This window comes from Nitrosovibrio sp. Nv17 (assembly GCF_900119085.1).
Lineage (GTDB): Bacteria > Pseudomonadota > Gammaproteobacteria > Burkholderiales > Nitrosomonadaceae > Nitrosospira.
This window is the reverse complement of sequence record NZ_FPIQ01000023.1, coordinates 1-22,977: the sequence shown is the minus strand read 5'-3', so window position 1 is coordinate 22,977 and position 22,977 is coordinate 1. Positions and strand designations below refer to the sequence as shown.

Here is a 22,977-nt window from a genome sequence, read left to right as displayed (position 1 = left end):
CACGAAAAAAACCAGGCGACATGCCCCCACAGGCTCTCCCTCCATTCGGAAGGAGGGCCTTTTTTCTGCCTGGGAGATTCATCAAAGGGAATCGCCCGGATGCCGATTGATGGCTGCCTCGCGCGCGAGGCGAGGCCATGCTGAGCCCATGCCTGCTGACGTTGTCAGCGACATGCCAGGCAACCATCGGTCTTCGAGGTTGCGGCGCAGCTCCCACTGCGTGACCGAGCCTGCTCGCACCGCATCCATCCGCGAGCGGCCACCAGTCTCTGGTGGTGGATGCTTTCGCCTTATCAACCCATCGCGGGGTTACGCACCTTTCCCCGCAGCGTGGGACTGGCGTGTCTCCGCTTCATCCCTATGGAGATTCACCATGAGCACCACGTCCAACGAGAAATCGTATTTCGACCTCCACACCTCGGGCATCGGTTACATCCAGCGTGTCCGTGAAGTGCCTGTTCGGGGCGGCCGCCGTGCGCAGCCTTTTCTGGCATGCACCATCGCCGCGCTGGTCGGTTCCGCAAAGGACCCCAACTATCGCTATTTCGACGTCAAGGTCTCGGGTGCCGAGGCCAAGAAGCTGGTCGAGCGCTGCATCGGCGTTGACGATCCCAAGCAGCGCCCGCTGGTGCGCTTTCGCCTCGGCGACCTGTGGGGCGATGCGTACATCCGCGACAAGGGCGAGCAGAAAGGCCAAGCCGCCGCGTCCCTCAAGGCGCGACTGCTCAAGGCCGAGCCACTTGACCGAGCCGAACTGGCTTCGATCAGGCATCACGAGCTGATCACCCGCGGCATCGGCTACCTCAGCCGTCCGAAGGACGTCACGCCCAAAGATGGCGACCCGTTCCTCTCTTGCACCGTCGCCGCGCTGGCCGGGCCTGTCGATGAACCGGAGTATCGGTACTTCGACACCATCGTTACCACCCCTGAAGCCGAGCATCTGGTTCGCCGGTGCGTGCAGGCCATCGAAGGGGACTGCAAGGTGCTGATCGCCTTTCGTCTCAACGACATGAAGATCGATCCGTACATCCGCACCAAGGGTGAACGCGCTGGGGAACCGGCCGCAAGCCTGGAATCGACGCTGATCCACATCGGCCTGATCAAGATCGACGGCACCAAGGTCTATCCGACGAGCCCCGCGCAAGCCGAGACGCCGCCAGCCCAGGACGCATCCGCGTCCGAAGCCGAGGACGCCGGCCCCGCTGCCGATCAGCCTGCCGAGCCCGCCGAGCGCGAGTCCGAAGGTGAAGTCGAGAAGCAGGAGCCGGCATTGGCTGCTTCGTTCTGATCGGCAAGGCCCTCGCGGGCCTTGTCGTCTTCCCAATCGCTAAGGAGAACCATCATGGCAGCCACATCGGCATCCGATAAATCGGCTTCGCCCATTGTCGTCCCCGGCCAACTCACGCTGCGCACCATTCGCGGCAAGAACGGCCCCTTCACCGTCGGTCGCCTCGCCACGCACCTCGGTACGTTCGAGGTCAAGGACCCGGAGCTGGAGCAATACCCCGAAGGCAAGTACGACGGGGAATTCATCATCAGATACATCTTCCCGAAGTCCTACCCGGTCGGTGGTGGCATGCGTTTCGAAATCCGCGCCAGTCTGGACGGAATGACGCTCTACGACATCGACAAACTGAGCCGTGACGAGGCACGCAGCTTCGCCACTCAGGACCTCGATCCACTTGATGAAGAGCTGGGCGCACAGCCTGCGGTAACGCCAGCAATGCCGGCAAAACCAGCCAAAACGTCCAGGCCCGCCAAGCCCGCACCTGTGCAGGCATCCGCAGACCCGCTGGTCGATACCACCCCCTTTGGTGTGGATGCGCCGACGCCCGTTACGGCGACTGCCTCCGGCAGTACCGAAGAGGGCGATGCCGCGCTGTTCGGCCTGCTGTGGCCGCTGGATGAGTCCGTGAAACTGGATTCGACCATCGACCGCCGCACCCTGCGCGCGCAGATCGCTCGCTTGAGCGAACTGGGTTATGCGCTGGACTTCAAGACGCAAGAGTGGAGCCGCCAGGCCGAACTGCAACCCGCGTAGTACGGAACGCTGCATCTGCGGTGTTCCTCACCCACCCGCCGGGGGCCTTCCCCTTGGGGGAAGCCTCCGGCTTCATTTTTCCCGGAGGCCTCTCATGGGCTGGTATTTCTCCCCTCAATCGCGGTCTGAACTGATCGCGGAACTGATCACACCGCAAGAGACCGAGCGCACCAGCGTGAAGGTCATCGCCCACGCACTGCGTGGCAACGTCCTCTGGTCCGTTACGCAAGTAACGGCCAAGGCCGACGGCGTACATCGTGATCTCGCGCCAGGTCAGTCCCTGCGCTATATCCGCTGCGATCTGCTGCAACGCAGCGGCGGCCAGTGGGGCTACAAGCCGCTGGACGAATCCATGCACCCGTACTACTACTCGTGCCCGCTGTCCTATCTGGATCTCGCACCGGAGCAATCCGCCGACTGGCGTGCAGGCGTTCGCGCCTACCACGCGCAGCGGCGCATACCCAAAGCAGCCCCGGCTACGACGCTGATGGCCTGAACCAGGGCGTTTGCCCTACCACCCCAAGGGGCAGCACTTGCCCCAGCGGCGCTGCTGTTCCCGCTTATCCGAGGACACCACCATGCCCGCAAACCCTTCTTCCACCACGCTGTATCGCATCGACGAATGCCCGGACGTGATGGCCGACGCTTGCGTCGGCGATGACCAGGGCAATCTGATCTTCCTGTCGATCTGGGCGCGGGACACCGCCGTCCAGCAGTTCCTGGCTCGCCTGACCCTCGGGCGCGACGAGCAAGGTCTGGAGCAGTTCCACGTCATCACTGACCAGGGCGGTAGCGTCCCGGTGTTCGTCGGCAACGTCGATCGCCTGGAAAAGCGCATGACCCGCGCCTACCGGCGAACGCTGTTCGGTTCGCTGTCCAACGTGTGGCTGTTCGACCGACGCTGCATCAAGCCCGACAAGGCCAACGCCAGCGCACTGGCATTGCTGCCCCGCGATAGCGACCACCGGCTTGACCGCCTGTGGACGTTGGTGCAGGACACCTGCCCACTGCCGTTGCTCGACCACTGGCGCGAAACCGTGCTGGAACTGCTGCAAAGCCGCGAGATGCTGACCCGTCTGCCATTCGCCCTCGGGCCTTTGGTGGGCCATCGGCTCGCCATCGACGTGCCGGCGCTGACCCAGGCGCTCGGCTCGCTGATCCGCAGTGACGTGCTCACTGCCTATCCCTATCCGGCCAAGATTTGGACACCGGAAACGGTAGCGGCTTGACCCACCTGCGAAGGCACGCCAAGGCGTGCCTTCGCCAATCATCCCCGCCAACCAGGAGACTTCCATGGCTCTCATGTTCCCGCGGCTCGCCCGCAATTTCGTGAAAAACGGGTACTTCCCGACCGACGAACCCACGCTCGAAAGAGCCCTCAATGCACTGATGCCCAGTGCGCCTGAATCCAATGGGCCGATGTGCATCCTCGATCCCTGCGCCGGCGAAGGCGTGGCAATCGCCGAAGCGGCTCATGCCCTGGGGCGCGAGCAGGCCAAGGCGTTCGCCGTCGAGTTCGACGCAGAGCGGGCGCGCCATGCCCGTGGTCTGGTCGATCACTGTCTGCACGCGGACCTGATGGACACGATGATCTCCAAACAGTCCTTTGGTCTGCTCTGGCTCAATCCGCCGTATGGCGACCTGTCCAAGGACGTCAACGGCAACATTGGCTATCAAGGTCAGGGCCGAGCCCGCCTCGAAAAGCTGTTCTACCAGCGCACGCTGCCCCTGTTGCAGTACGGCGGCGTGCTGGTCTTCATCGTCCCCGGCTACGTGCTCGATGCCGAGCTGGTCGGCTGGCTGACACGCCACTACACCGACCTGCGGATCTATCGAGCGGTGGAAACGCAGTTCAAGCAGGTGGTGATCTTCGGGCGACGGGTACGTCAGCGTGAGCAGACACCCGATGCCGTCAAGGCCGTGCGCAGTCTTTTGCTGCAGATTGGGCTTGGCGAAGTCGAAGCCGAGGAGCTGCCGAGCGAATGGCCGTTCCTGCCGTACATCGTCCCCGCCAGCCCGGCGGAGCCGGGGCATTTCTTCCGCGTGACGATGGAGCCGGAGCAGTTCGCCGATGAGGTTGGCAGACTGCAAGGCCTCTGGCCGTCGCGGGATACGCAGTTGGGGGCCGCACAGCAGACGCTGCGTCCACCGGCGCGGGCCTTGTCCCACTGGCATCTCGCCCTGGCTCTGGCCGCAGGCGCGATCTCGGGAGTCGTGCAATCCAAGACGGGGCGCGTGCTCGTCGTCAAAGGTGACACCCACAAGGACAAGACGCTCCAGCGGGAATTCACCGAGCGCGAAGACGGCTCGATCGCCGAAACCCGCATCCTCACCGACAAGTTCGTCCCCGTGATCCGCGCCTGGGACATGACGCCTGACTCCCCGACACGGGGCGAGGTGTTGACCATTCGCTGATTGTTTTTCACCGCCGACGGTTCGCCGTCGATTTTTCCACCCACCGGGGTCCAGTCGCCCGTGGCCCTCCATATCCAGGAGCCTTCCATGGCAGCCCAAGCACTTTCCATCAGCCAGACACCGAGCCTGCGCTTCTCGCCAGGCCAGGTGGTCATGACCTGCGGCGTCGATGACCTGGTCCAACAGGGCCGGCTCAACCCGACTCCCTACCTGCGTCGCCACCTCGGCGGCGATTGGGGCGACCTCGACGACAGCGACAGGCGGCAGAACGATGCCGCGCTGAAGTCCGGCGAGGATCGTCTGTTTTCTTCTTACGAGGTCACACCCGGCCTGAAGATTTGGATCATCACCGAATGGGATCGCAGCGTCACCACGCTGTTGCTGCCCAACGAGTACTGACCGCGAGTTGTCACCGCAGGCCAAGGAACGCCTGTACTGTCCAACCACCGACGGTTTGCCGTCTCTCTTCCCACCACGGGGCATGTCAGCGCCCCGCTGGGGTGGTGCATGCCCCATTCTTTTTATGGAGCATCACCATGCCCGTTGATCTCGACACCACCGCCAGCAATGCAGCGCCCGTACCGGGCGAGCTGCTCGAAGCGAAATCATCCCCTCTGACCCTGAGCCTTCAGGATTTTGTCGGCGAGTTCGGCGACGAACTACTCGACGCCCTCAACAGCGCTAATCCGCCGGTCTATACCGGCCAACCGCAGGCGCACCGGCAACTGGTGGTCGCCAGCCTCAAGCGCAAGCTGTTCCCAGCCCAGGCCGAAGTCGTCCACGCCGCCGCCGAGCTGCTGATCGACCGTGGCGAACGTGCTGCGATCGTCAATGGCGAGATGGGCTGCGGCAAGACGACCGTCGGCATTGCCACGGCCGCCGTGCTCAACGCCGAAGGCTATCGCCGCACTCTGGTGCTGTCGCCGCCCCACCTGGTTTACAAGTGGCGGCGCGAGATCCAGGAGACGGTGGCCGGTGCCAAGGTGTGGGTACTCAACGGGCCGGATACGCTCGTCAAGCTCATCAAGCTGCGCGAGCAGTTGGGCGTGCAGCCCACGGGCCAGGAGTTCTTCGTCCTGGGGCGCGTCAGGATGCGGATGGGCTTTCACTGGAAGCCTGTCTTCACCACGCGGCGCACCCGCCACGGCGACGTGGCGGCCTGCCCGGACTGCGGCACGGTCATCACCGACCTCGACGGCGAGCCGGTCAACCCGATCGCGCTCCAAGCCGAGGAGTGCCGCAGGAAGTGCGGCCACTGCGCCGCGCCCCTGTGGACACTGATCCGCCCGCGCAGTCTGTCCGGCAGCGACCAGTCCTCGGCCGTGCTCAAAGCCTTAAAGCGCATACCGACCATCGGAGAGGTCACCGCGCAGAAGCTGATGCAAAAGTTCGGTGACGGGTTCCTGGCGTCGATGCTCGGCGACAACATCCATGAGTTCATCAACCTCATGGATGGCAACGGCGAGCTGGTGTTTTCCGACCGTCAGGCCACGCGCATGGAACGTGCGATGGCCAACATGGAGTTTGGCTTTGGCGAAGGCGGCTACCAACCGTCCGAGTTCATCAAACGCTACCTACCGCAAGGCACGTTCGACCTGCTCATCGCCGACGAGGCGCACGAGTACAAGAACGGTGGCAGTGCCCAGGGCCAGGCCATGGGCGTGCTGGCGGCGAAGGCTCGCAAGACCTTGCTGCTGACCGGCACGCTGATGGGCGGCTACGGCGATGATCTGTTCTACCTGCTGTTCCGGGCACTGCCCGGACGGATGATCGAAGACGGCTACCGCCCGACCACGAGCGGCAGCATGACCTCGGCTGCGATGGCATTCATGCGCGATCACGGCGTCCTCAAGGACATCTACTCCGAGAGCGCCGGCACGGCGCACAAGACAGCCAAGGGCACCAAGGTATCGGTGCGCACGGTCAAGGCTCCCGGCTTCGGCCCGAAAGGCGTCTTGCGCTGCATCCTGCCGTTTACGATTTTCCTCAAGCTCAAGGACATCGGTGGCAACGTCCTGCCGCCGTATGACGAGGAGTTTCGTGAAGTCCAGATGGACGTGGCGCAAGCTGCGGCCTACCGCGATCTGGCGGGTCGGCTGACCGCAGAACTGAAACAGGCTCTGGCGCGACGCGATACGACCTTGCTGGGGGTGGTGCTCAACGTGCTATTGGCCTGGCCGGATTGCTGCTTCCGGTCGGAGACCGTGGTGCATCCGCGCACGCGCAACACCTTGGCGTTTGTCCCGGCTCAGTTCAATGAGTTCGAGATCAGCCCCAAGGAGCGCGAGCTGATCGACATCTGCAAAGCGGAGAAGGAACAGGGGCGCAAGGTTCTGGCCTACACGGTCTATACCGGAACGCGCGACACCACGTCACGCCTGAAGGGGCTGCTGGAGCAGGAAGGATTCAAGGTGGCGGTACTGCGCGCAAGCGTGGATGCCAGCCGCCGCGAGGACTGGATCGCCGAGCAACTGGACCGGGGCATCGACGTGCTCGTCACCAATCCCGAGCTGGTCAAGACGGGGCTGGACCTGCTGGAGTTCCCGACGATTGTGTTCATGCAAAGTGGCTACAACGTGTACTCGCTCCAACAGGCAGCACGCCGCTCCTGGCGCATCGGGCAGAAGCAACCCGTGCGCGTGATCTACCTCGGCTATGCCGGTTCCTCGCAGATGACCTGCCTGGAACTGATGGCCAAGAAGATCATGGTCTCGCAGTCCACCTCGGGCGATGTGCCCGAATCGGGGCTGGATGTCCTGAACCAGGACGGTGATTCCGTCGAAGTGGCGCTGGCCCGGCAATTGGTCACCGCCTGATTTCCACGCCACAAGCCGGCCTAGCGCCGCCGGCTTTCTGTTCTTCCCACCTTGCAGCCCCGTCCGCGTTCTTCGTGGGCGGGGCTGCGTTTTTCTCTCATTCCAAAGTGTTCCCGTGAAGGCCGAGCGCTTGCCCAAGGCAGCAAACCGGGCACCACCCAGTTCGCATTCCTGGCTGACCGCACGGCATCGCGCCGCCAATGTATCGGCATCGCAACAGAAGAGCCGATGCCATGCCCGCCATCCATGTATCCCGGCGTCTGGTCGGCGCTGGTCTCCTGGCCGCTGCCCTGGCCAGCGGCTGCGCCACCACGACCGCGCCACTGGCACCAGACGCCATAGAGGAAATCGCCTCCGTTCCCCAACCCGAGGCACCCGAGTTCATTCCCGTCGTGCGCTATGGCCGCTACACGCTGGTCGAGCTGGCACCCTCGGCAGCGCAGCGTGACTTGCTGTTGCAGACCATCGATGTGTCCATGCCGGAGGATGCCCGTGCCACGGTGGGCGATGGCCTGCGGCATGTGCTCAAACGCAGTGGCTACCAGCTTTGCGAGACGGCCCACGCCGTGACTGAGTTGTATGCGCTGCCGCTGCCGGCGGCGCACCTGCATCTTGGCCCCATGACCTTGCGCGATGCGCTGCTTACCCTGGCTGGCCCGGCCTGGGAACTGCACGCGAATGACCGGGCACGGCAGATTTGCTTTGAGCAGGCTGGAGGCAGTGCGACCGCCGAGCACGCACACGAACCGTCTGCTGCCGAGGCGGTGCAGACGTTTCCGCTGATGCCTTCGGTTTCGGGAGGCCAGCCATGAATGCCGCGCAGTCTCCCCGTCACCCGATCACCGCCATGATGTTGCAGAGCCTGATGTGGCTCTGGCTGATCGGCCTCAGCGTTTTCGTCGCTCTCGGCTACCAGGCGGTGAACGAGCAGGCCGACCAGGAGCGGCTTAATTCCCGCCTGCAAGGTCTCGAAGCGCAGGCGGTGGGTCTGGCCGAGGCCATTGAGGCCATCCAGCAGCGTCCAACCGTCGCAACGGCGGCAGACCTTAAAGACACCCGCGAACTCCTGGAAGCACGCGCTGCGCAGGTCGAGACAACGCTGAGCGGCTATGCCGCTACTGACGACCTTCAGGCGCTGCGCACGGAGGTCGAGCAAATCAAGACGCGCCAGACCGTTGCGCACACCGCAGCACCCGCTCAGCCGCGCACACCGCGCAGGCCCACCGCCAAGCCGGAACCGCTGCCGCTGCCGTTCCGCATCGTCGGCGCCGAACTTCGCGCCGGCCAGCGCAGCCTGTCCGTCGCGCCGAGCAGCGGGGACTTCACGCCCGATCAGCTTGAGGTACTGCTGCCCGGCGATTCGCTCGGCCCATGGCGCTTTCAGGCGGTCGAGGGCAACTCCGCCGTGTTTCAGGCCGGCGACCAGACCCGTCGCGTGGCGATCCCTTGAGCTGAGGACATGACATGAAGCCTGCCATTATCCTTTCCGCGCTTCTGCTGGTGTCTGCCCAGTTGTCCGCTTGGGCGCAGCAACCGACCACGGCCCCCGCCGGCAATGACCAGAGCCAGGAGCGTCCGCTGGTCACTCGCGCCTTGGACGACCGGGTGGCAAGCGACTGGGGCTTGCAACCGCAGGAGTGGGCGCGCTATCGCGAACTGATGGATGGGCCGCTGGGTATCTACTCACCCAACCTGGACCCGCTGTCCGCCCTGGGCATCGAGGCGCGCACCGACGAGGAACGGCTCCGCTACGCAGAGCTGCAGGTACAGATCGAGGCACGCCGTGTCGAGAAGCTGCTCGCCTACCAGCATGCCTACGACGAGGCCTGGCAGCGCCTGAATCCCGGCATGCAGCGGGTGAACCTGCCTGACGACAAGCCCGACACCGGCACAAGCGCCAATCCCTTGCGCGGTTCAGGCCGCACGGCAGTGTTCATCAAGGACGGCTGCGCGGCCTGCGGGCAGCTCGTGCAGCGCCTGCAATCCTCTGGTACCGAGTTCGACCTGTACATGGTCGGCAGCCGCCAGGACGACACACGTATCCGCGACTGGGCCAAGCGGGCGAACGTCGATCCGGCGCGCGTGCGCAGCGGTGGCATCACGCTCAACCATGATGGCGGGCGGTGGCTGTCGCTGAGCTTGCCCGGAGACCTTCCTGCGGTCGTGCGCGAGGTGAACGGTCAATGGCAGCGCCAGCCATAGTGGCCACCTCCGTTTCGCAGTGCTTGCGCGCACTGGTGATCGCGGCGGGCCTGTGCGCCTGCGCCGCCCATGCCCAGGAGCTTCCGCCACCGGCTTACCAGCTTGCCGCACAGCGCGCAGGCATCCCCTCGACGGTGCTCTACGCCGTAGCCTTGCAAGAGAGCGGCATCCGACGCAATGGACGCATCGTCCCGTGGCCGTGGTCGCTCAACGTCGCTGGCCAGTCGCGTCGTTACGCAACACGCGCCGACGCCTGCGCCGGTTTGCAGCAGGCGATGCGCGCCACGCCGCACACGCGCATCGACGCGGGCCTGGGGCAGATCAACCTCGGCTACCACCAACAGCGCTACGCCAGCGCGTGCGACCTGCTCGACCCGTACCGCAATCTTTCCATCGCCGCTGAAATCCTGAAAGAGCAGCACACCACTGGCGAGGACTGGTTGCTGGCAATCGGTCGCTACCACCGTCCTGCGGGCGGAGAACCTGCCGCCCGTTACCGGCGGAGCGTGTCGCGCCACCTTGCCCGTGTGCAGGGCACGCACCCAACCACCGCGGCCCTCGCTGCGCGCCAGGAGGCATCCCCATGACGAACCTCCCTCTGAGCAACTTCACGCTGAAGGGTCTGCTCGTGCTGCTGGCGGCTCTGCCGCTGTCCTCGCGTGCCGGCGAGCCGCTGATCGTGGTCGAAGACCGTGGCGGCGCGTCGGCGCTGCCGTACTACGAGGCTCTGAACCTTCAGCCGCGCGCCGATGCGCCGGCCCGACCGCCCATCCCAATGCTCCCGGTGCCCGCCACGCCCATGGACGAGGCCGCGATGTTGCCGGTGCGCAGTGCCAAGCTCACGCCTGGCACCGTCGCGCGGCGGGTGATAGAGGCACCGGGCCTGCGGCCCTTTGTGGTCATCGGCGACGACGAGGCGTCCCGCGCCTGGCTTCGTCGTCAGGCGGCCTCGCTGCGCCAGCGCGGCGCGGTGGGCCTGGTGGTTAACGTCGAGACCGTGCAGGGCCTGGCACGGCTGCGCGCCCTGGTGCCGGGCGTAGCCCTCGCGCCTGTGGCCGGTGACGACCTGGCCGAGCGCCTGGCTCTGCGACATTACCCGGCGCTGATCACAGCCACCGGCATCGAGCAATGAAGCCATGTCGGGGAAACAGCCGGTCGAGGTTTTGCTGCGCCCAGCGGTGGAGTTCTATACCGTCGCGGCGTGTGCAGGCGCCGCGTTTCTGTCCCTGGTGGCCCCGTGGTCGCTCGCGCTGAGTCCGGCCATGGGCGTCGGCAGTGCGCTGGCGTTCTGCGCCTACGGTGCCATCCGCTACCGCGATGCCCGCGTCATCCTGCGCTACCGGCGCAACATTCGCCGCTTGCCGCGCTACGTGATGACCAGCAAGGACGTACCGGTCAGCCAGCAGCGTCTGTTCGTGGGGCGCGGGTTTCTGTGGGAGCAGAAACACACCCATCGGCTGATGCAGACGTACCGACCGGAATTTCGCCGCTACGTCGAGCTGACGCCGGCCTACCGGCTGGCGCGCAGGCTGGAGGAACGGCTGGAGTTCGCGCCGTTCCCGCTGTCCCGGCTGCCCGCGCTCACGGGCTGGGATGTGCCTTTCAACCCGGTGCGCCCGCTGCCGCCTGTGGGCGGCCTGCCGCGCCTGCACGGCATCGAACCCGATGAGGTGGACGTCAGCCTGCCGCTGGGTGAGCGCGTCGGGCATTCGCTGGTGCTGGGCACCACGCGCGTGGGCAAGACGCGGTTGGCCGAGTTGTTCGTGACCCAGGACATTCGACGCAAGAACGCCGACGGCGAGCACGAGGTCGTCATCGTCATAGACCCCAAGGGCGATGCCGACCTTTTGAAGCGGGTGTACGTCGAGGCCAAACGCGCGGGCCGTGCGGGTGAGTTCTATGTCTTCCACTTGGGCTGGCCCGACATTTCCGCGCGCTACAACGCTGTGGGCCGCTTTGGGCGCATCAGTGAGGTGGCCACCCGTGTTGCAGGGCAGCTCTCCGGGGAAGGCAACAGCGCGGCATTTCGCGAGTTTGCGTGGCGCTTCGTCAACATCATCGCCCGCGCCCTGGTGGAACTGGGCCAGCGCCCGGACTACATGCTGATCCAGCGCCACGTCATCAACATCGACGCGCTGTTCATCGAGTACGCCCAGCACTACTTCGCCAAGACCGAGCCCAAGGCCTGGGAGGTGATCGTCCAGATCGAGGCCAAGCTCAACGAGAAGAACATTCCGCGCAACATGATCGGGCGCGAGAAGCGCGTGGTGGCGCTGGAGCAGTACCTCTCGCAGGCGCGCAACTACGACCCGGTGCTCGATGGCCTGCGCTCGGCAGTGCGCTACGACAAGACCTACTTCGACAAGATCGTCGCATCGCTGCTGCCGCTGCTGGAGAAGCTCACCAGCGGCAAGATCGCCCAGCTTCTGGCCCCAAACTACTCCGACCTGGCCGACCCGCGTCCGATCTTCGATTGGATGCAGGTAATCCGAAAGCGCGCCGTGGTCTATGTCGGCCTGGATGCGCTGTCCGACGCCGAGGTCGCCGCAGCGGTCGGCAATTCCATGTTCTCCGACCTGGTTTCGGTCGCAGGCCACATCTACAAGCACGGGATCGACGACGGCCTGCCGGGCGCATCGGCCGGCTCGCGCGTGCCGATCAACGTCCACGCCGACGAGTTCAACGAATTGATGGGCGACGAGTTCGTGCCGCTGATCAACAAGGGCGGCGGCGCTGGCCTGCAAGTCACCGCGTACACGCAGACCCTCTCGGACATCGAAGCCCGCATCGGCAATCGGGCAAAGGCCGGTCAGGTGATCGGCAACTTCAACAACCTGTTCATGCTGCGCGTGCGCGAGACGGCTACCGCTGAATTACTGACCCGGCAATTGCCGAGGGTCGAGGTCTATACGACCACCATCGTCAGCGGCGCGACCGACAGCTCCGACATTCGGGGCGCGACAGACTTTACGTCGAACACCCAAGACCGCATCAGCATGTCCAGCGTGCCGATGATCGAGCCATCGCACGTCGTCGGCCTGCCCAAAGGCCAGTGCTTCGCGCTGCTGCAGGGTGGCCAGCTTTGGAAGGTGCGCATGCCGTTGCCGGCGCCCGACCCGGATGAAGTGATGCCGGAGGACTTGCAGCAACTGGCTGGGCGCATGCGTCAGAGCTACAGCGAGGCCACACAGTGGTGGGAGTTCACCAGCTCCCCGGTCTTGCAGGACGCGGCCTTGCCGGACGACTTGCTCGATGAGGCGGCCAACGCCACACCCATCACCGACACGGGCGACACGACCAACGAAGAGGCCGCGCCATGAGCGATGCCGCCGCCACTGCGCAGCGCGAGCAGAACCGCCGCCAGGGCCTGATCGGCGGCACCATCACCTTGCCGTTCCGGCTGCTTGGGGTACTGGTTGGCTCGCTGCTGTTCTCGATCCTGATGGAGTGCATCGGCATGCACCTGTTCTGGAAAGACCAGGGCTGGCAGCACTCCCAGCAGATGTTGCAGTACGAGTTGGGGCACCTGTCCGAGCACTTCACGCGCAGCGTGGTCGTGCAGGAGCCGGGGCGCACGGCGCATGCGCTGGTGGATACCGGTTATGAATGGGTATTCGTGCGATCAGGGCTGCTGGAGCGCATGAGCCAGACCGCAGAGCGCGCCCGTGCGCCCAGCCAAGGACAGGCGCGGAACTTCCGTTACTTCATCAGCCAGGTCTATGTCTGGACCGAGAGCTACCTGATCGCCGCCGCCTTCACCACACTCACTTTTTTGGTGCGCTTGTTGGTCCTGGCGCTCACGCTGCCGCTGATTTTCACGGCGGCATTTGTCGGTTTGATCGACGGTTTGGTACGCCGCGATGTACGCCGGTTCGGGGCGGGCCGCGAATCCGGTTTTATCTACCACCGAGCAAAAGCCAGTCTGATGCCGCTGGCCCTGCTGCCCTGGGTCACGTACCTGGCCTTGCCGATCTCGGTACATCCGCTGCTGATCCTGCTGCCGAGCGCGGCCTTGCTGGGACTGGCCGTGAGCCTGACTGCAGGGAGCTTCAAGAAGTATCTCTAGGCGATCAATCCGGTCATCCGCAGGTTCTTATTGTTTGCGGTCTGAAACGCCTCTGATCGCCACGATCAAACCATTGCTGATCACACAGGAATGGCGCGATGTTGGCTCCGATCTGGCTGCGCGCCGCGCATCGCGGCGTGCCCACTTTTCTCGTGACGGCCCTACTGATGGGGCAGTCTTCGATGGCGTTGGCCGAATCCCCGATGCAGCGTCAGGAGCTGGTTGCCGCGCTGCGCCAGCTCGACGCGCTGGAGCGCACCGTCGCAGATAGCGCGACGCATACCCCCATCACACCGGGCGAGCGCTACCACTTCGATTACCCGCGACTACTGGCTGACCTTGAGCGTGTGCGCGCTGGCATCCTGACCCATCTCACACCGTCGCGCGCCCAGCCGCGCGACCTCTCCGAACTGGCTGGCGATTACCGCACTGAGCGGGCCGCCCCGCCATCGCTGCCGACGACTGCGCAGGGCAGACCATGAACGGCGCCCAGGTCTCGGCATTTCAAGTCAACAGCGGCATCGCACCATCCGCGATGGCGACCGTCCTGGTCGGCGTCGTGTTCGCGGTTCTGCTCGTCTGGGGCGTCTGGGCCATCCGAACGGCCTACGTGGGGTGGGCCGAGAACCGCCTCAACCAGCGTCAGTTCCTCGGCGTCTGCATCCGCTTCGTCGCAATGTACCTCGTGCTGACATTCTTCCTCCTCTCCTGACCTGAAGGGTTTGACCATGCAAAACCGCATCCTCACTACTCGCTTTGTCCAACGCGCCGCCGTCGCCCTGGGTGCCGCCGCGCTGCCCGCGCTGACGTTCGCGCAAGGCCTGCCGCAGTTGGAAAACCCGACTCGTGGCGCCGGCAGCGGCATCATGGACACGATCAGGAACTACGGCTACGACATCATCATGCTCGTGGCCCTGCTGGTGGTGGCGTCAATGTTTATCGGCGTGTGCTATCACGCCTACGGCACCTACGCGGAAATCCACACTGGCCGCAAGACGTGGGGCCAGTTCGGCCTCACGGTCGCCATCGGTGCCGTGCTGCTCGTGATCGGCATCTGGCTGCTCACCGAAGCAACCGGCATCCTGTAAGCGAGGACGGGCCATGTCCGAGCAACAGCATGTCCGTGCCGATGGGACAGTCACGTTCCTTCCACACCGGCTCAACAGGCACCCGGTGGTCGTGCGCGGCCTCACCGCCGACGAGTTGTGGATTTGCTGCGGCCTGTCAGGCGCCGCCGGCCTGGTGGTCGGCGCTCCGTTGTCCTGGGTGTTCCGCACGATTGCCATCGCGCCGACCTTCGTTGTCTTGGGCGTGGCGCTGGGCGTGTTCATCGGCGGCGGCATTCTGCGCCGCCTCAAGCGTGGGCGTCCCGACACTTGGCTGTACCGGCAGTTGCAATGGCGGATTGCCACGCGCCATCCGCTGATGGCCGGTTGGGTGGGCGGCCATGTGCTGATCTCGCGCTCTGGCTTCTGGACTACCCGCAGGGGCATGCACAGGGGCGCACGATGAGCCGTTTCAAGAACGAGATCACCCACCTGCAGGCGCACATCAGGACGCTGCGCCTCGGCGCGGGTGCGCTGGTCGTCGTCGCCCTGGTCATGGGCGGAGGTTGGTGGAGCGCACCGCGCGACCTGACCATCCACGTCCCGCCTGACCTGCGCTCCGGCAGTACCCGCAAGTGGTGGGAAGTACCGCCTGAATCGGTCTATGCGTTCACGTTCTACGTGTTCCAGACCCTCAACCGCTGGCCGACGAATGGCGAAGAGGACTACGCACGCAACCTCCACACGCTCTCGCCGTACCTCACCCCGTCCTGCCAGGCCTTCCTCAAGGCGGACTACGACTATCGCCGCAGCACCGGCGAGCTGCGCCAGCGTGTGCGTGGCATCTACGAAATCCCCGGCCGCAGTTATGGCGACAACCCCACGGCGCGCGTGCGTGTGATTTCCGACCGCGACTGGGTGGTGACATTGGACATCAGCGCCGACGAGTACTACGGCGCCGAGCAGGTCAAACGCGCCTTGGTGCGCTACCCCGTAAAGGTCGCGCGGGTGGACGTCGATCCAGCACGCAACCCATTCGGCCTGGTGCTCGACTGCTACGAAGGCACGCCCCAGCGCATCAGCGCACTGGAGCCGACGCGCCCAGTGCCTGGTGGAATGACGCCGCAAGCGCCTCAAGGAGGTAATTCCCCATGAAGCATCCTGTACTCGCGCTGCTGGGGCTGCTGGCCGTGGCTGCCACAGTGGTCGCGTCCCCCGCCGTCCAGGCGGTGGAAATCCTACGTTGGGAGCGCATGCCGCTGGCGGTGCCGTTGAAGGTCGGCCAGGAGCGCATCGTGTTCATCGACCGAAACGTGCGCGTGGGCGTGCCTGCGGGCGTCGGTGAGCGGCTGCGCGTGCAGAGCGCGGGCGGCGCGGTGTACCTGCGTGCCAGCGAGCCAATTGAGCCAACACGGCTGCAATTGCAGGACGCCGACACGGGCGCGCTGATCCTGCTCGACATTGCGGCGGAACTGCCCAAGGACAGCGAAACTGAGCTGGAGCCGGTGCGCATCGTCGAAGGCGACAGCAACCCGGCGCGCTATGGCAGTCAGCCTGACGGACCCGATACACCCCAGACGCGCGTCCAGAATCAGGCGGACACCCGGACGACGCGGCGCGAGACGCCAATCCCCGTCGTGTTGACACGCTTTGCGGCACAGAACCTCTACGCGCCGCTGCGCACCGTGGAACCCTTGCCAGGCGTTATTCGGGTCAACCTGCGCCGCGACCTCGACCTCGGCACGCTGATGCCGACCTTGCCGGCACGCGCGGTCGCGGTCGCCTCGTGGCGACTGGAAGACCAGTGGGTCACTGCCGTGCGCTTGACCAACAGCAGCAACGACTGGATCAACCTCGATCCGCGCATGCTGCACGGTGATTTCCTCACCGCCACCTTCCAGCATGAGGCGCTCGGCCCACGCGGAACATCTGAGGACACGACCGTCCTGTACCTGGTGACGCGCGGGCACGGCCTCGCGCAGTCGCTGCTGCCGGCGATCCATCGCTTCGACCCTGCGGTGCATCTCCCGCAGCCCAAAGCAGCCGCCAGCGACGACAGGGAGGCCCGCCATGCGCAGTAACGGACTCCTGAAGTGGCTACTGATCCCCGTGGCCCTGCTGGTGCTGTTTGTCGCCATCCGGCTGTTCTCTGGAGGCGGTGCGTCGGCGCCGCCCACAGCAGATGGCGGCGGCAGGCTCACGCCGGAGGAAATGAAGGCGCTGGGCATCGAGGGCGATACCCCGCGCGACACCGTGGCGACGCTGGTTGCCCAGGTGAAGCAGTTGCGCACCGAGCTTCAGACCGCGCTGTCCGACAACAGGTCGCAGCGCGAGGAGAATCAGCGACTGCGCCAGCGCGAGAGCGCCATCGACCAGCGCATCAGTTCGGCCCTCGAATCCGAGCGCTCCGACCTGCGCCGTGACCAGCAGCAGGCGGCCAGCACGCGCCAGCGGACCGAGGGGCTGCTCGCCGACCTGCAGCAGCGCCTGGACAGCATCGGCGGACGTGGCGGTGGCCATGCCGATTTGCCGGTGGGGCTGGGACTGCGTGACGGCGACGAGGCTGGCATGGAAGGCGGTATGCGCTGGGTGGAGCCTGATGACGCGAAACAAAGCGACAGGCGCGGCAGGTCGAATGGCGGCATAAGCTTCCCCACCAGCTTCGGTTCCGCACAGAGCACGCTGGAAACCACAGCGCACACCGTGGCGAACGCGGGCGCACGCGCCGCTGGCGTCAAGACCGCGACGCCCGTCTACACCGTGCCGACCAACTCAACGCTGATGGGGTCGGTGACAATGACGGCGCTGATTGGCCGCGTGCCGATCGACGGTACGGTGAACGATCCGTACCCCTTCAAGGTCTTGGTCGGGCCGGACAATTTGACCGCGAACGGCATCGACATTCCCGATGTGGCCGGAGCCGTGTTCTCCGGCACCGCATCGGGCGACTGGACGCTTTCGTGTGTGCGCGGCCAGGTGCGCAGCATCACCTTCGTGTTCCATGACGGGACCATCCGCACCATTCCCGAGGATCGCGAGGGCAACCAGCAAAACAACCAACAACGCGACGGTCTGGGCTGGATCAGCGACCCGCACGGCATTCCCTGTGTCAGCGGCGAGCGGCGCAGCAATGCGCAACAGTACCTCGGCACCCAGGCGCTGATCACGGCGGCTGGCGCCGGCGTGGCCTCACTGATCGAATCCGACAGCGGCAGGGCGTCCTATGTCGGCGCCGACGGCTCCATCGGTAGCGTGGGCATCAGCGGCCAGGAAGCCGTGGGCCGGATTCTCGCCAGTGGCGTTCAGGACATGTCGAGCTGGGTCAACAAGCTCTACGGCCAGGCCTTCGCTGCCGTTTATGTGCAGCCCGGTGCCAAGGTCGCCGTCCACCTAGAAAAGCCGCTTGCCATCGACTTCGACCCAGAAGGCCGGAAGGTCGATCACCGCGCAGGAGAAAGCCATGCTCTCGAACTTGAATAGCTGGGCTCAAGGCCTGGCGCTGGCCTTGGCCGTCGCGCTGCTCGGCGGCTGCGCCACCAGCAAGGAAAAGCTGCTGACCCACGGCGACAGCACGATGATGGACATCTGGAAACAGAACGCCGGTGATGGCGGCGGTGGCGCCGGCCAGGTGGCGCGCAGACAGTTGCTTGATGCGCGCCAGAGCCTTCGCCGTCCGCTGACCGAGGCCGACGTGCAAGCCGTACCTGCCGAGCAGATGCGCTACACGCGCACCGCGCGCAATGAGGTCTATCGCCAGTTCCAGCGCCTGCCCAACCCCGACCTCGTGATGTACGTGTATCCCCATTTGGCGGGCACCGACCCGGTGCCGATTCCGGGCTATACGACCGTGTTCCCGCTGTACCAGCGCGTGCAGTACGCCATGCCAGGCGAGCGCGTGGAGGACTACTGATGCGTTGGAAACTCCCCTGGCCGAAGCTGGCCGCACCGAAGCTGGACGCGTCCGGCGCTGGCGATGACGAGCAGCCGGATGGCTGGCAGCGCCACGTCGAGGCACTGCACCAGGCCGGCATCCCCGAACCCGGCACGGCGGTGCAAGGTCACAGGCCGGCGACCATGGCAGACGAGCAGGCACTGTACGAGGTCGCGCCGTCGTTCGTGGAACTGCTGCCTTGGGTGGAGTTCCTGCCGCAGTCGAAGGCCATGTTGCTGGAGGACGGGCAATCGGTGGCGGCCTTTTACGAGCTGGTGCCGCTGGGCACCGAAGGCCGGGAACCCGGCTGGCTCGCGCAGGCCCGCGATGCCTTGGAGAACGCGCTACAGGACAGTTTCGATGAACTGGACGAAACCCCCTGGGTGTTGCAGCTCTACGCCCAGGACGAGTCCAGCTTTGATCAGTACATGCAGACCCTGCGCGACTATGTGCAGCCGCGCGCCCGTGATACAGCGTTCAGCGAGTTCTACCTGCGCTTCTTCGGGCACCATCTGCGCGCGGTGGCCAAGCCGGGCGGCCTGTTCGAGGACACGGTGGTCACACGGCTGCGCTGGCGCGGCCAGACCCGGCGCGTGCGCATGGTGGTATACCGCCGCGTGACCGGGCAAGGGCAAAACAGCCGCCGCGGGCAGACGCCCGAGCAGATGCTCAATATCGTCTGCGACCGCCTGTGCGGCGGACTGGCGAACGCCGGCATTCAGGCCCGGCGCATGGTCGCGGCAGATGTTCATGACTGGTTGCTGCGCTGGTTCAACCCGCGCCCCACGTTGCTCGGGCCTGGGGCCGAAGACCGGGAGCGCTTCTATACATTGGCGCGCTACCCCGACAGTGCGGAGGAAGGCGAGGACGGCGAGATCGAGCTGGCGAGCGGACGGGATTTCAGCCAACGGCTGTTCTTCGGCCAGCCGCGTTCCGACGTGGCGCACGGCACCTGGCATTTCGACGGCATGCCGCACCGCGTGCTGATCACCGACCGCCTGCGCATGCCGCCAGGCACGGGACACCTGACCGGCGAGACGCGCAAGGGCGATGCGATCAACACGCTGTTCGACCAGATGCCCGAGGACACCACCCTTTGCCTGACGCTGGTCGCGACGCCGCAGGATGTTCTCGAAGCGGATCTCAATCATCTGGCGAAGAAGGCTGTGGGCGAGACGCTGGCGTCGGAGCAGACGCTCAAGGACGTGCATGAAGCCCGCTCCTTGATCGGCAGCGCGCACAAGCTCTATCGTGGCACGCTGGCGTTCTACCTGCGCGGGCGCGACGAGGCGGAACTGGATCGGCGTGGCCTCGACCTGGCGAACGTCATGCTCAACGCCGGTTTGCAGCCGGTGCGCGAAGACGACGAGGTGGCACCGCTGAACAGCTACTTACGCTGGCTGCCGTGCTGCTACAACCCCGGCCAGGATCGGCGCAAGTGGTACACCCAACTGATGTTCGCCCAGCACGCGGCGAACCTCTCGCCCGTGTGGGGCCGCGCCCAAGGTACGGGGCACCCCGGCATCACGATGTTCAACCGCGGCGGCGGGCCGATCACCTTTGATCCGCTCAACCGCCTGGATCGACAGATGAATGCCCACCTGTTTCTGTTCGGCCCGACAGGTTCAGGCAAGTCGGCGACCCTCAATAACCTCTTGAATCAGGTCACGGCGATCTACCGTCCCCGCCTGTTCATTGTCGAGGCCGGCAACAGCTTCGGCTTGTTCAGCGACTTTGCCCGGCGCCTGGGTCTGACCGTGAACCGGGTCAAACTGGCCCCCGGCTCGGGGGTGACGCTCGCGCCGTTCGCGGATGCGCGCCGGCTGATCGAGACGCCCAGCGACGTGCAGACGCTTGACGCCGATGCCCTGGACGAAGACCTGCGACCCGATGCTGTGGCCATGGAGGCAGATGAGCAGCGCGACGTACTGGGCGAATTGGAGATCACCGCGAGGCTGATGATCACCGGCGGCGAAGATAAAGAAGAAGCCCGGATGACGCGAGCCGACCGCTCACTGATCCGTCAGTGCATCCTCGATGCCGCCGAGCACTGCCACAGCAAGGATGGCGAGAAGCGAACCGTTCTCACGCGCGATGTGCGCAACGCGCTGCGCACGCGCAGCCAGGACCCGACGCTGCCGGAAATGCGGCGTGTGCGATTGCTGGAGATGGCCGACGCCATGGACATGTTCTGCCAAGGCACAGACGGCGAAATGTTCGACCGCGACGGTTCGCCGTGGCCCGAAGCCGACATCACCCTGGTGGATCTGGCGACCTATGCCCGCGAAGGTTACAACGCGCAGCTCTCTATTGCCTACATCAGCCTGATCAGCACGGTGAACAACATTGCCGAGCGCGATCAGTACCTGGGCCGCCCGATCATCAACGTCACCGACGAAGGACACATCATCACTAAGAACCCGCTGCTCGCACCCTACGTGGTGAAGATCACCAAGATGTGGCGCAAGCTGGGGGCCTGGTTCTGGCTCGCCACACAAAACATCGACGACTTGCCGCGCGCTGCAGAGCCCATGCTCAACATGATCGAGTGGTGGATCTGCCTGTCGATGCCGCCCGATGAGGTGGAGAAGATCGCGCGGTTCCGCGAACTCTCGCCTGCGCAGAAGGCGCTGATGCTTTCCGCGCGCAAGGAAGCAGGGAAGTTCACCGAGGGCGTCATCCTCTCCAAGAGCCTTGAAGTGCTGTTTCGGGCCGTGCCACCGAGCCTCTATCTCGCGCTCGCGCAGACCGAACCCGAGGAAAAAGCCGAGCGTTACCAGCTCATGCAGCAACACGGCATCAGCGAACTCGATGCGGCCTTCAAAGTGGCCGAGAGAATCGACCAGGCGCGCGGCATCAAGTCGCCAGCCGTGGGTCTGCCGCAATAGCCGCCGGAGCCTGCCGTGAAGCCAAAACGTCCTTCCATTCCTATGCCGGTACAGGCGTTCCGCCGTCGGCGCTCGCGCAAGCGCTGGCCCTGGTTCTTGACCGCTGGATTGATCACGCTGCTGTTGATCTGGCTCGTGGCACCCGCACCCAGCGAATCAGAATCGCAAGCTCCCGTGCCGATCAGCACGGCGCAGATGGCCGGGCCTCCCTGGCAGATGGGCAACCCCAAGGGCCGGTTCACGCTGACGCTCTATGCCGACCTCGAATGTCCGTTCTGCCGAGCGTACTTCCCGCAGCTCAAGCGCTGGGTGTGTGCCAACGCGGACGTAGCGCTGCAATGGCAGCACCTGCCGCTGGCTGCGCACGAACCAGCCGCCTCCGTCGAAGCGCGCCTGGCCGAGTGCGCCGCCGAAAGTGGCGGGCATGCTGCGTTCTGGCAGGCCATTGAATGGATCTATGCGCACACACGTAGCGACGGCCTGGGCTTGCCCGAGGGTCTGCGCTATCCCGGCCTCAACCCAGCCGTCGAGCAGTGTTTGGCCAGCGAGCGACCGGATAGGGTGATTCGCGCTCAGGCCAAGGAAGCCACCAAGGGCGGCGTGACCGCGACGCCTTCGATTCGTCTGCAGGATCGCCAAACCGGTCAGACAATCGTGCTGCCGGGGCCGATCGAAGGCGATGCACTGCTGTCGGCCATGGATATGCTGGTGGCTGAGGATGCCGCCGCTCCACCGACCACCGAAATGCCTGCCGACGTTGTCGGCGACATGCCCAGGTAGCCTGCGGTCATTGAGGCTACGACGCAGCACGCTGCGCTGACCGCGACCCGTTCGCCTCGCATCCTGGCCGCGAACGATCACCGCAGCAGCGGTGATGGATGCACCTTGTTCCGTTGTTCCATTCCCTGGAGGGCCTGCCCTCCAGGGACATGTGCGCCCTCCGATTTCCCTGCCTGGAGGTTCGCCATGTCTGTCGTCATCAATGACTCCTGTCTGGAGTCACTTTCCGATATTGCCGCTCAGCACGAAGACTGGATCGTTCAGCAAGCCATCGTGCTGCTGGAGCGACGGGTTTTCAAAGCCGGGCCACGTCTTGAACGGCCCGCTGCGGTCAGGGACTACCTTCGCTTGAAGCTGGTCGCCGAGTCCAACGAGATCTTCGTCGTTGTATTCATGAACAGTATGCACGACGTGCTGGCCGTGGAGCCGATGTTCCATGGAACGATCAATGCGACCTCGGTTTATCCGCGCGTCGTGTTGCAGCGCGCTTTGCAACTGAACGCCGCTGCGGTCATCTTCGCCCATCAGCACCCCTCGGGCTCCACCGAGCCATCCAATGCGGATCGCGTGCTGACCGAGCAGTTGAAAACCGCCTTGGCGCTTATCGACGTGCGGGTGCTCGACCATTTCGTGATTGGTCAGGGCACGCCGTACTCGTTCGCCGAGTCGGGTCTTTTGTAGGAAAGCACGTGGTTCACTGATCACAGCGGGGGCTTCGGCCTCTGCTTTTTTCCATGCGGCAGCACCGAACAGGTATGTGGGGTGCCCGCGATGCGCATTGTTTGTTGGGGC

At 65.1% G+C, this 22,977-nt stretch carries 25 protein-coding genes; all 25 read left to right on the top strand.

Annotated features, from left to right (window positions below; genetic code table 11):
• Window positions 1-373: 373 nt before the first annotated feature.
• The 25 genes from BT108_RS11540 (at window position 374) to BT108_RS11420 (ending at window position 22,866) form a co-directional block, all read left to right on the top strand.
• On the top strand, window positions 374-1,288 hold the full coding sequence (locus BT108_RS11540) for a DUF3577 domain-containing protein (protein WP_072294730.1): 915 nt from the start codon (window positions 374-376) through the stop codon (window positions 1,286-1,288).
• Between the two features lie 54 nt (window positions 1,289-1,342).
• The gene (locus tag BT108_RS11535) at window positions 1,343-2,041 is read left to right on the top strand and encodes a DUF3275 family protein (RefSeq protein ID WP_072294728.1); all 699 of its coding nucleotides are present in this window, start codon (window positions 1,343-1,345) and stop codon (window positions 2,039-2,041) included.
• Between the two features lie 94 nt (window positions 2,042-2,135).
• Entirely contained in the window at window positions 2,136-2,537 is a 402-nt protein-coding gene (locus tag BT108_RS11530; RefSeq protein ID WP_072294726.1) for a hypothetical protein, read from the top strand.
• 82 nt (window positions 2,538-2,619) lie between these two features.
• Window positions 2,620-3,270, top strand: coding sequence for a hypothetical protein (locus BT108_RS11525; protein ID WP_072294724.1), 651 nt, complete (start codon window positions 2,620-2,622; stop codon window positions 3,268-3,270).
• Between the two features lie 40 nt (window positions 3,271-3,310).
• Window positions 3,311-4,456: a DUF6094 domain-containing protein gene (locus tag BT108_RS11520; protein WP_255369712.1), complete on the top strand. Its 1,146-nt coding sequence runs from the start codon at window positions 3,311-3,313 to the stop codon at window positions 4,454-4,456.
• 87 nt (window positions 4,457-4,543) lie between these two features.
• Window positions 4,544-4,855 carry a hypothetical protein gene (locus BT108_RS11515; RefSeq protein WP_072294722.1) on the top strand — a complete coding sequence of 104 codons (312 nt, stop codon included), beginning with the start codon at window positions 4,544-4,546 and terminating at the stop codon, window positions 4,853-4,855.
• Window positions 4,856-4,992: 137 nt separating this feature from the next.
• A complete protein-coding gene (locus BT108_RS11510) occupies window positions 4,993-7,272 on the top strand; it encodes a helicase-related protein (protein WP_072294720.1) in 2,280 nt (759 codons plus the stop codon).
• A 233-nt stretch (window positions 7,273-7,505) separates the two neighbouring features.
• Window positions 7,506-8,084, top strand: a complete 579-nt coding sequence (locus BT108_RS11505) for a PFGI-1 class ICE element type IV pilus protein PilL2 (protein WP_072294749.1) — start codon at window positions 7,506-7,508, stop codon at window positions 8,082-8,084.
• Complete coding sequence (locus BT108_RS11500) at window positions 8,081-8,722, top strand: hypothetical protein (protein WP_072294719.1); 642 nt, start codon at window positions 8,081-8,083, stop codon at window positions 8,720-8,722. Before BT108_RS11505 ends, BT108_RS11500 begins: the two co-directional genes overlap by 4 nt.
• Before the next feature lie 14 nt (window positions 8,723-8,736).
• Window positions 8,737-9,474, top strand: a complete 738-nt coding sequence (locus BT108_RS11495; protein ID WP_072294717.1) for a TIGR03759 family integrating conjugative element protein — start codon at window positions 8,737-8,739, stop codon at window positions 9,472-9,474.
• Window positions 9,456-10,061 carry a transglycosylase SLT domain-containing protein gene (locus BT108_RS11490; RefSeq protein WP_072294715.1) on the top strand — a complete coding sequence of 202 codons (606 nt, stop codon included), beginning with the start codon at window positions 9,456-9,458 and terminating at the stop codon, window positions 10,059-10,061. Before BT108_RS11495 ends, BT108_RS11490 begins: the two co-directional genes overlap by 19 nt.
• Window positions 10,058-10,606 carry an integrating conjugative element protein gene (locus tag BT108_RS11485; protein ID WP_072294714.1) on the top strand — a complete coding sequence of 183 codons (549 nt, stop codon included), beginning with the start codon at window positions 10,058-10,060 and terminating at the stop codon, window positions 10,604-10,606. Before BT108_RS11490 ends, BT108_RS11485 begins: the two co-directional genes overlap by 4 nt.
• 4 nt (window positions 10,607-10,610) lie before the next feature.
• Window positions 10,611-12,794 carry a type IV conjugative transfer system coupling protein TraD gene (gene traD / locus BT108_RS11480; protein ID WP_072294711.1) on the top strand — a complete coding sequence of 728 codons (2,184 nt, stop codon included), beginning with the start codon at window positions 10,611-10,613 and terminating at the stop codon, window positions 12,792-12,794.
• Window positions 12,791-13,540, top strand: a complete 750-nt coding sequence (locus BT108_RS11475) for a TIGR03747 family integrating conjugative element membrane protein (protein ID WP_072294709.1) — start codon at window positions 12,791-12,793, stop codon at window positions 13,538-13,540. The genes traD and BT108_RS11475 overlap by 4 nt, the downstream gene beginning before the upstream one ends.
• Before the next feature lie 98 nt (window positions 13,541-13,638).
• Window positions 13,639-14,022, top strand: a complete 384-nt coding sequence (locus BT108_RS11470) for an integrative conjugative element protein, RAQPRD family (protein WP_072294707.1) — start codon at window positions 13,639-13,641, stop codon at window positions 14,020-14,022.
• Window positions 14,019-14,252 carry a TIGR03758 family integrating conjugative element protein gene (locus tag BT108_RS11465; protein ID WP_058137610.1) on the top strand — a complete coding sequence of 78 codons (234 nt, stop codon included), beginning with the start codon at window positions 14,019-14,021 and terminating at the stop codon, window positions 14,250-14,252. The genes BT108_RS11470 and BT108_RS11465 overlap by 4 nt, the downstream gene beginning before the upstream one ends.
• 16 nt (window positions 14,253-14,268) lie before the next feature.
• Window positions 14,269-14,628 carry a TIGR03745 family integrating conjugative element membrane protein gene (locus tag BT108_RS11460; protein WP_058137609.1) on the top strand — a complete coding sequence of 120 codons (360 nt, stop codon included), beginning with the start codon at window positions 14,269-14,271 and terminating at the stop codon, window positions 14,626-14,628.
• Between the two features lie 13 nt (window positions 14,629-14,641).
• On the top strand, window positions 14,642-15,052 hold the full coding sequence (locus BT108_RS11455; RefSeq protein ID WP_072294705.1) for a TIGR03750 family conjugal transfer protein: 411 nt from the start codon (window positions 14,642-14,644) through the stop codon (window positions 15,050-15,052).
• The gene (locus BT108_RS11450) at window positions 15,049-15,741 is read left to right on the top strand and encodes a PFL_4703 family integrating conjugative element protein (RefSeq protein WP_072294703.1); all 693 of its coding nucleotides are present in this window, start codon (window positions 15,049-15,051) and stop codon (window positions 15,739-15,741) included. The genes BT108_RS11455 and BT108_RS11450 overlap by 4 nt, the downstream gene beginning before the upstream one ends.
• Window positions 15,738-16,667 (top strand): TIGR03749 family integrating conjugative element protein, encoded by a 930-nt coding sequence (locus tag BT108_RS11445; protein ID WP_072294700.1) that lies wholly within the window; start codon window positions 15,738-15,740, stop codon window positions 16,665-16,667. The genes BT108_RS11450 and BT108_RS11445 overlap by 4 nt, the downstream gene beginning before the upstream one ends.
• Window positions 16,657-18,066 (top strand): TIGR03752 family integrating conjugative element protein, encoded by a 1,410-nt coding sequence (locus tag BT108_RS11440; RefSeq protein WP_072294698.1) that lies wholly within the window; start codon window positions 16,657-16,659, stop codon window positions 18,064-18,066. Before BT108_RS11445 ends, BT108_RS11440 begins: the two co-directional genes overlap by 11 nt.
• Complete coding sequence (locus tag BT108_RS11435; RefSeq protein ID WP_072294696.1) at window positions 18,047-18,496, top strand: TIGR03751 family conjugal transfer lipoprotein; 450 nt, start codon at window positions 18,047-18,049, stop codon at window positions 18,494-18,496. Before BT108_RS11440 ends, BT108_RS11435 begins: the two co-directional genes overlap by 20 nt.
• Window positions 18,496-21,405, top strand: a complete 2,910-nt coding sequence (locus BT108_RS11430; protein WP_072294694.1) for a conjugative transfer ATPase — start codon at window positions 18,496-18,498, stop codon at window positions 21,403-21,405. The genes BT108_RS11435 and BT108_RS11430 overlap by 1 nt, the downstream gene beginning before the upstream one ends.
• Window positions 21,406-21,420: 15 nt before the next feature.
• Window positions 21,421-22,185 (top strand): DsbA family protein, encoded by a 765-nt coding sequence (locus tag BT108_RS11425; protein ID WP_072294692.1) that lies wholly within the window; start codon window positions 21,421-21,423, stop codon window positions 22,183-22,185.
• A gap of 186 nt (window positions 22,186-22,371) precedes the next feature.
• A complete protein-coding gene (locus tag BT108_RS11420) occupies window positions 22,372-22,866 on the top strand; it encodes a JAB domain-containing protein (RefSeq protein ID WP_072293666.1) in 495 nt (164 codons plus the stop codon).
• The last annotated feature ends 111 nt before the right edge of the window (window positions 22,867-22,977 follow it).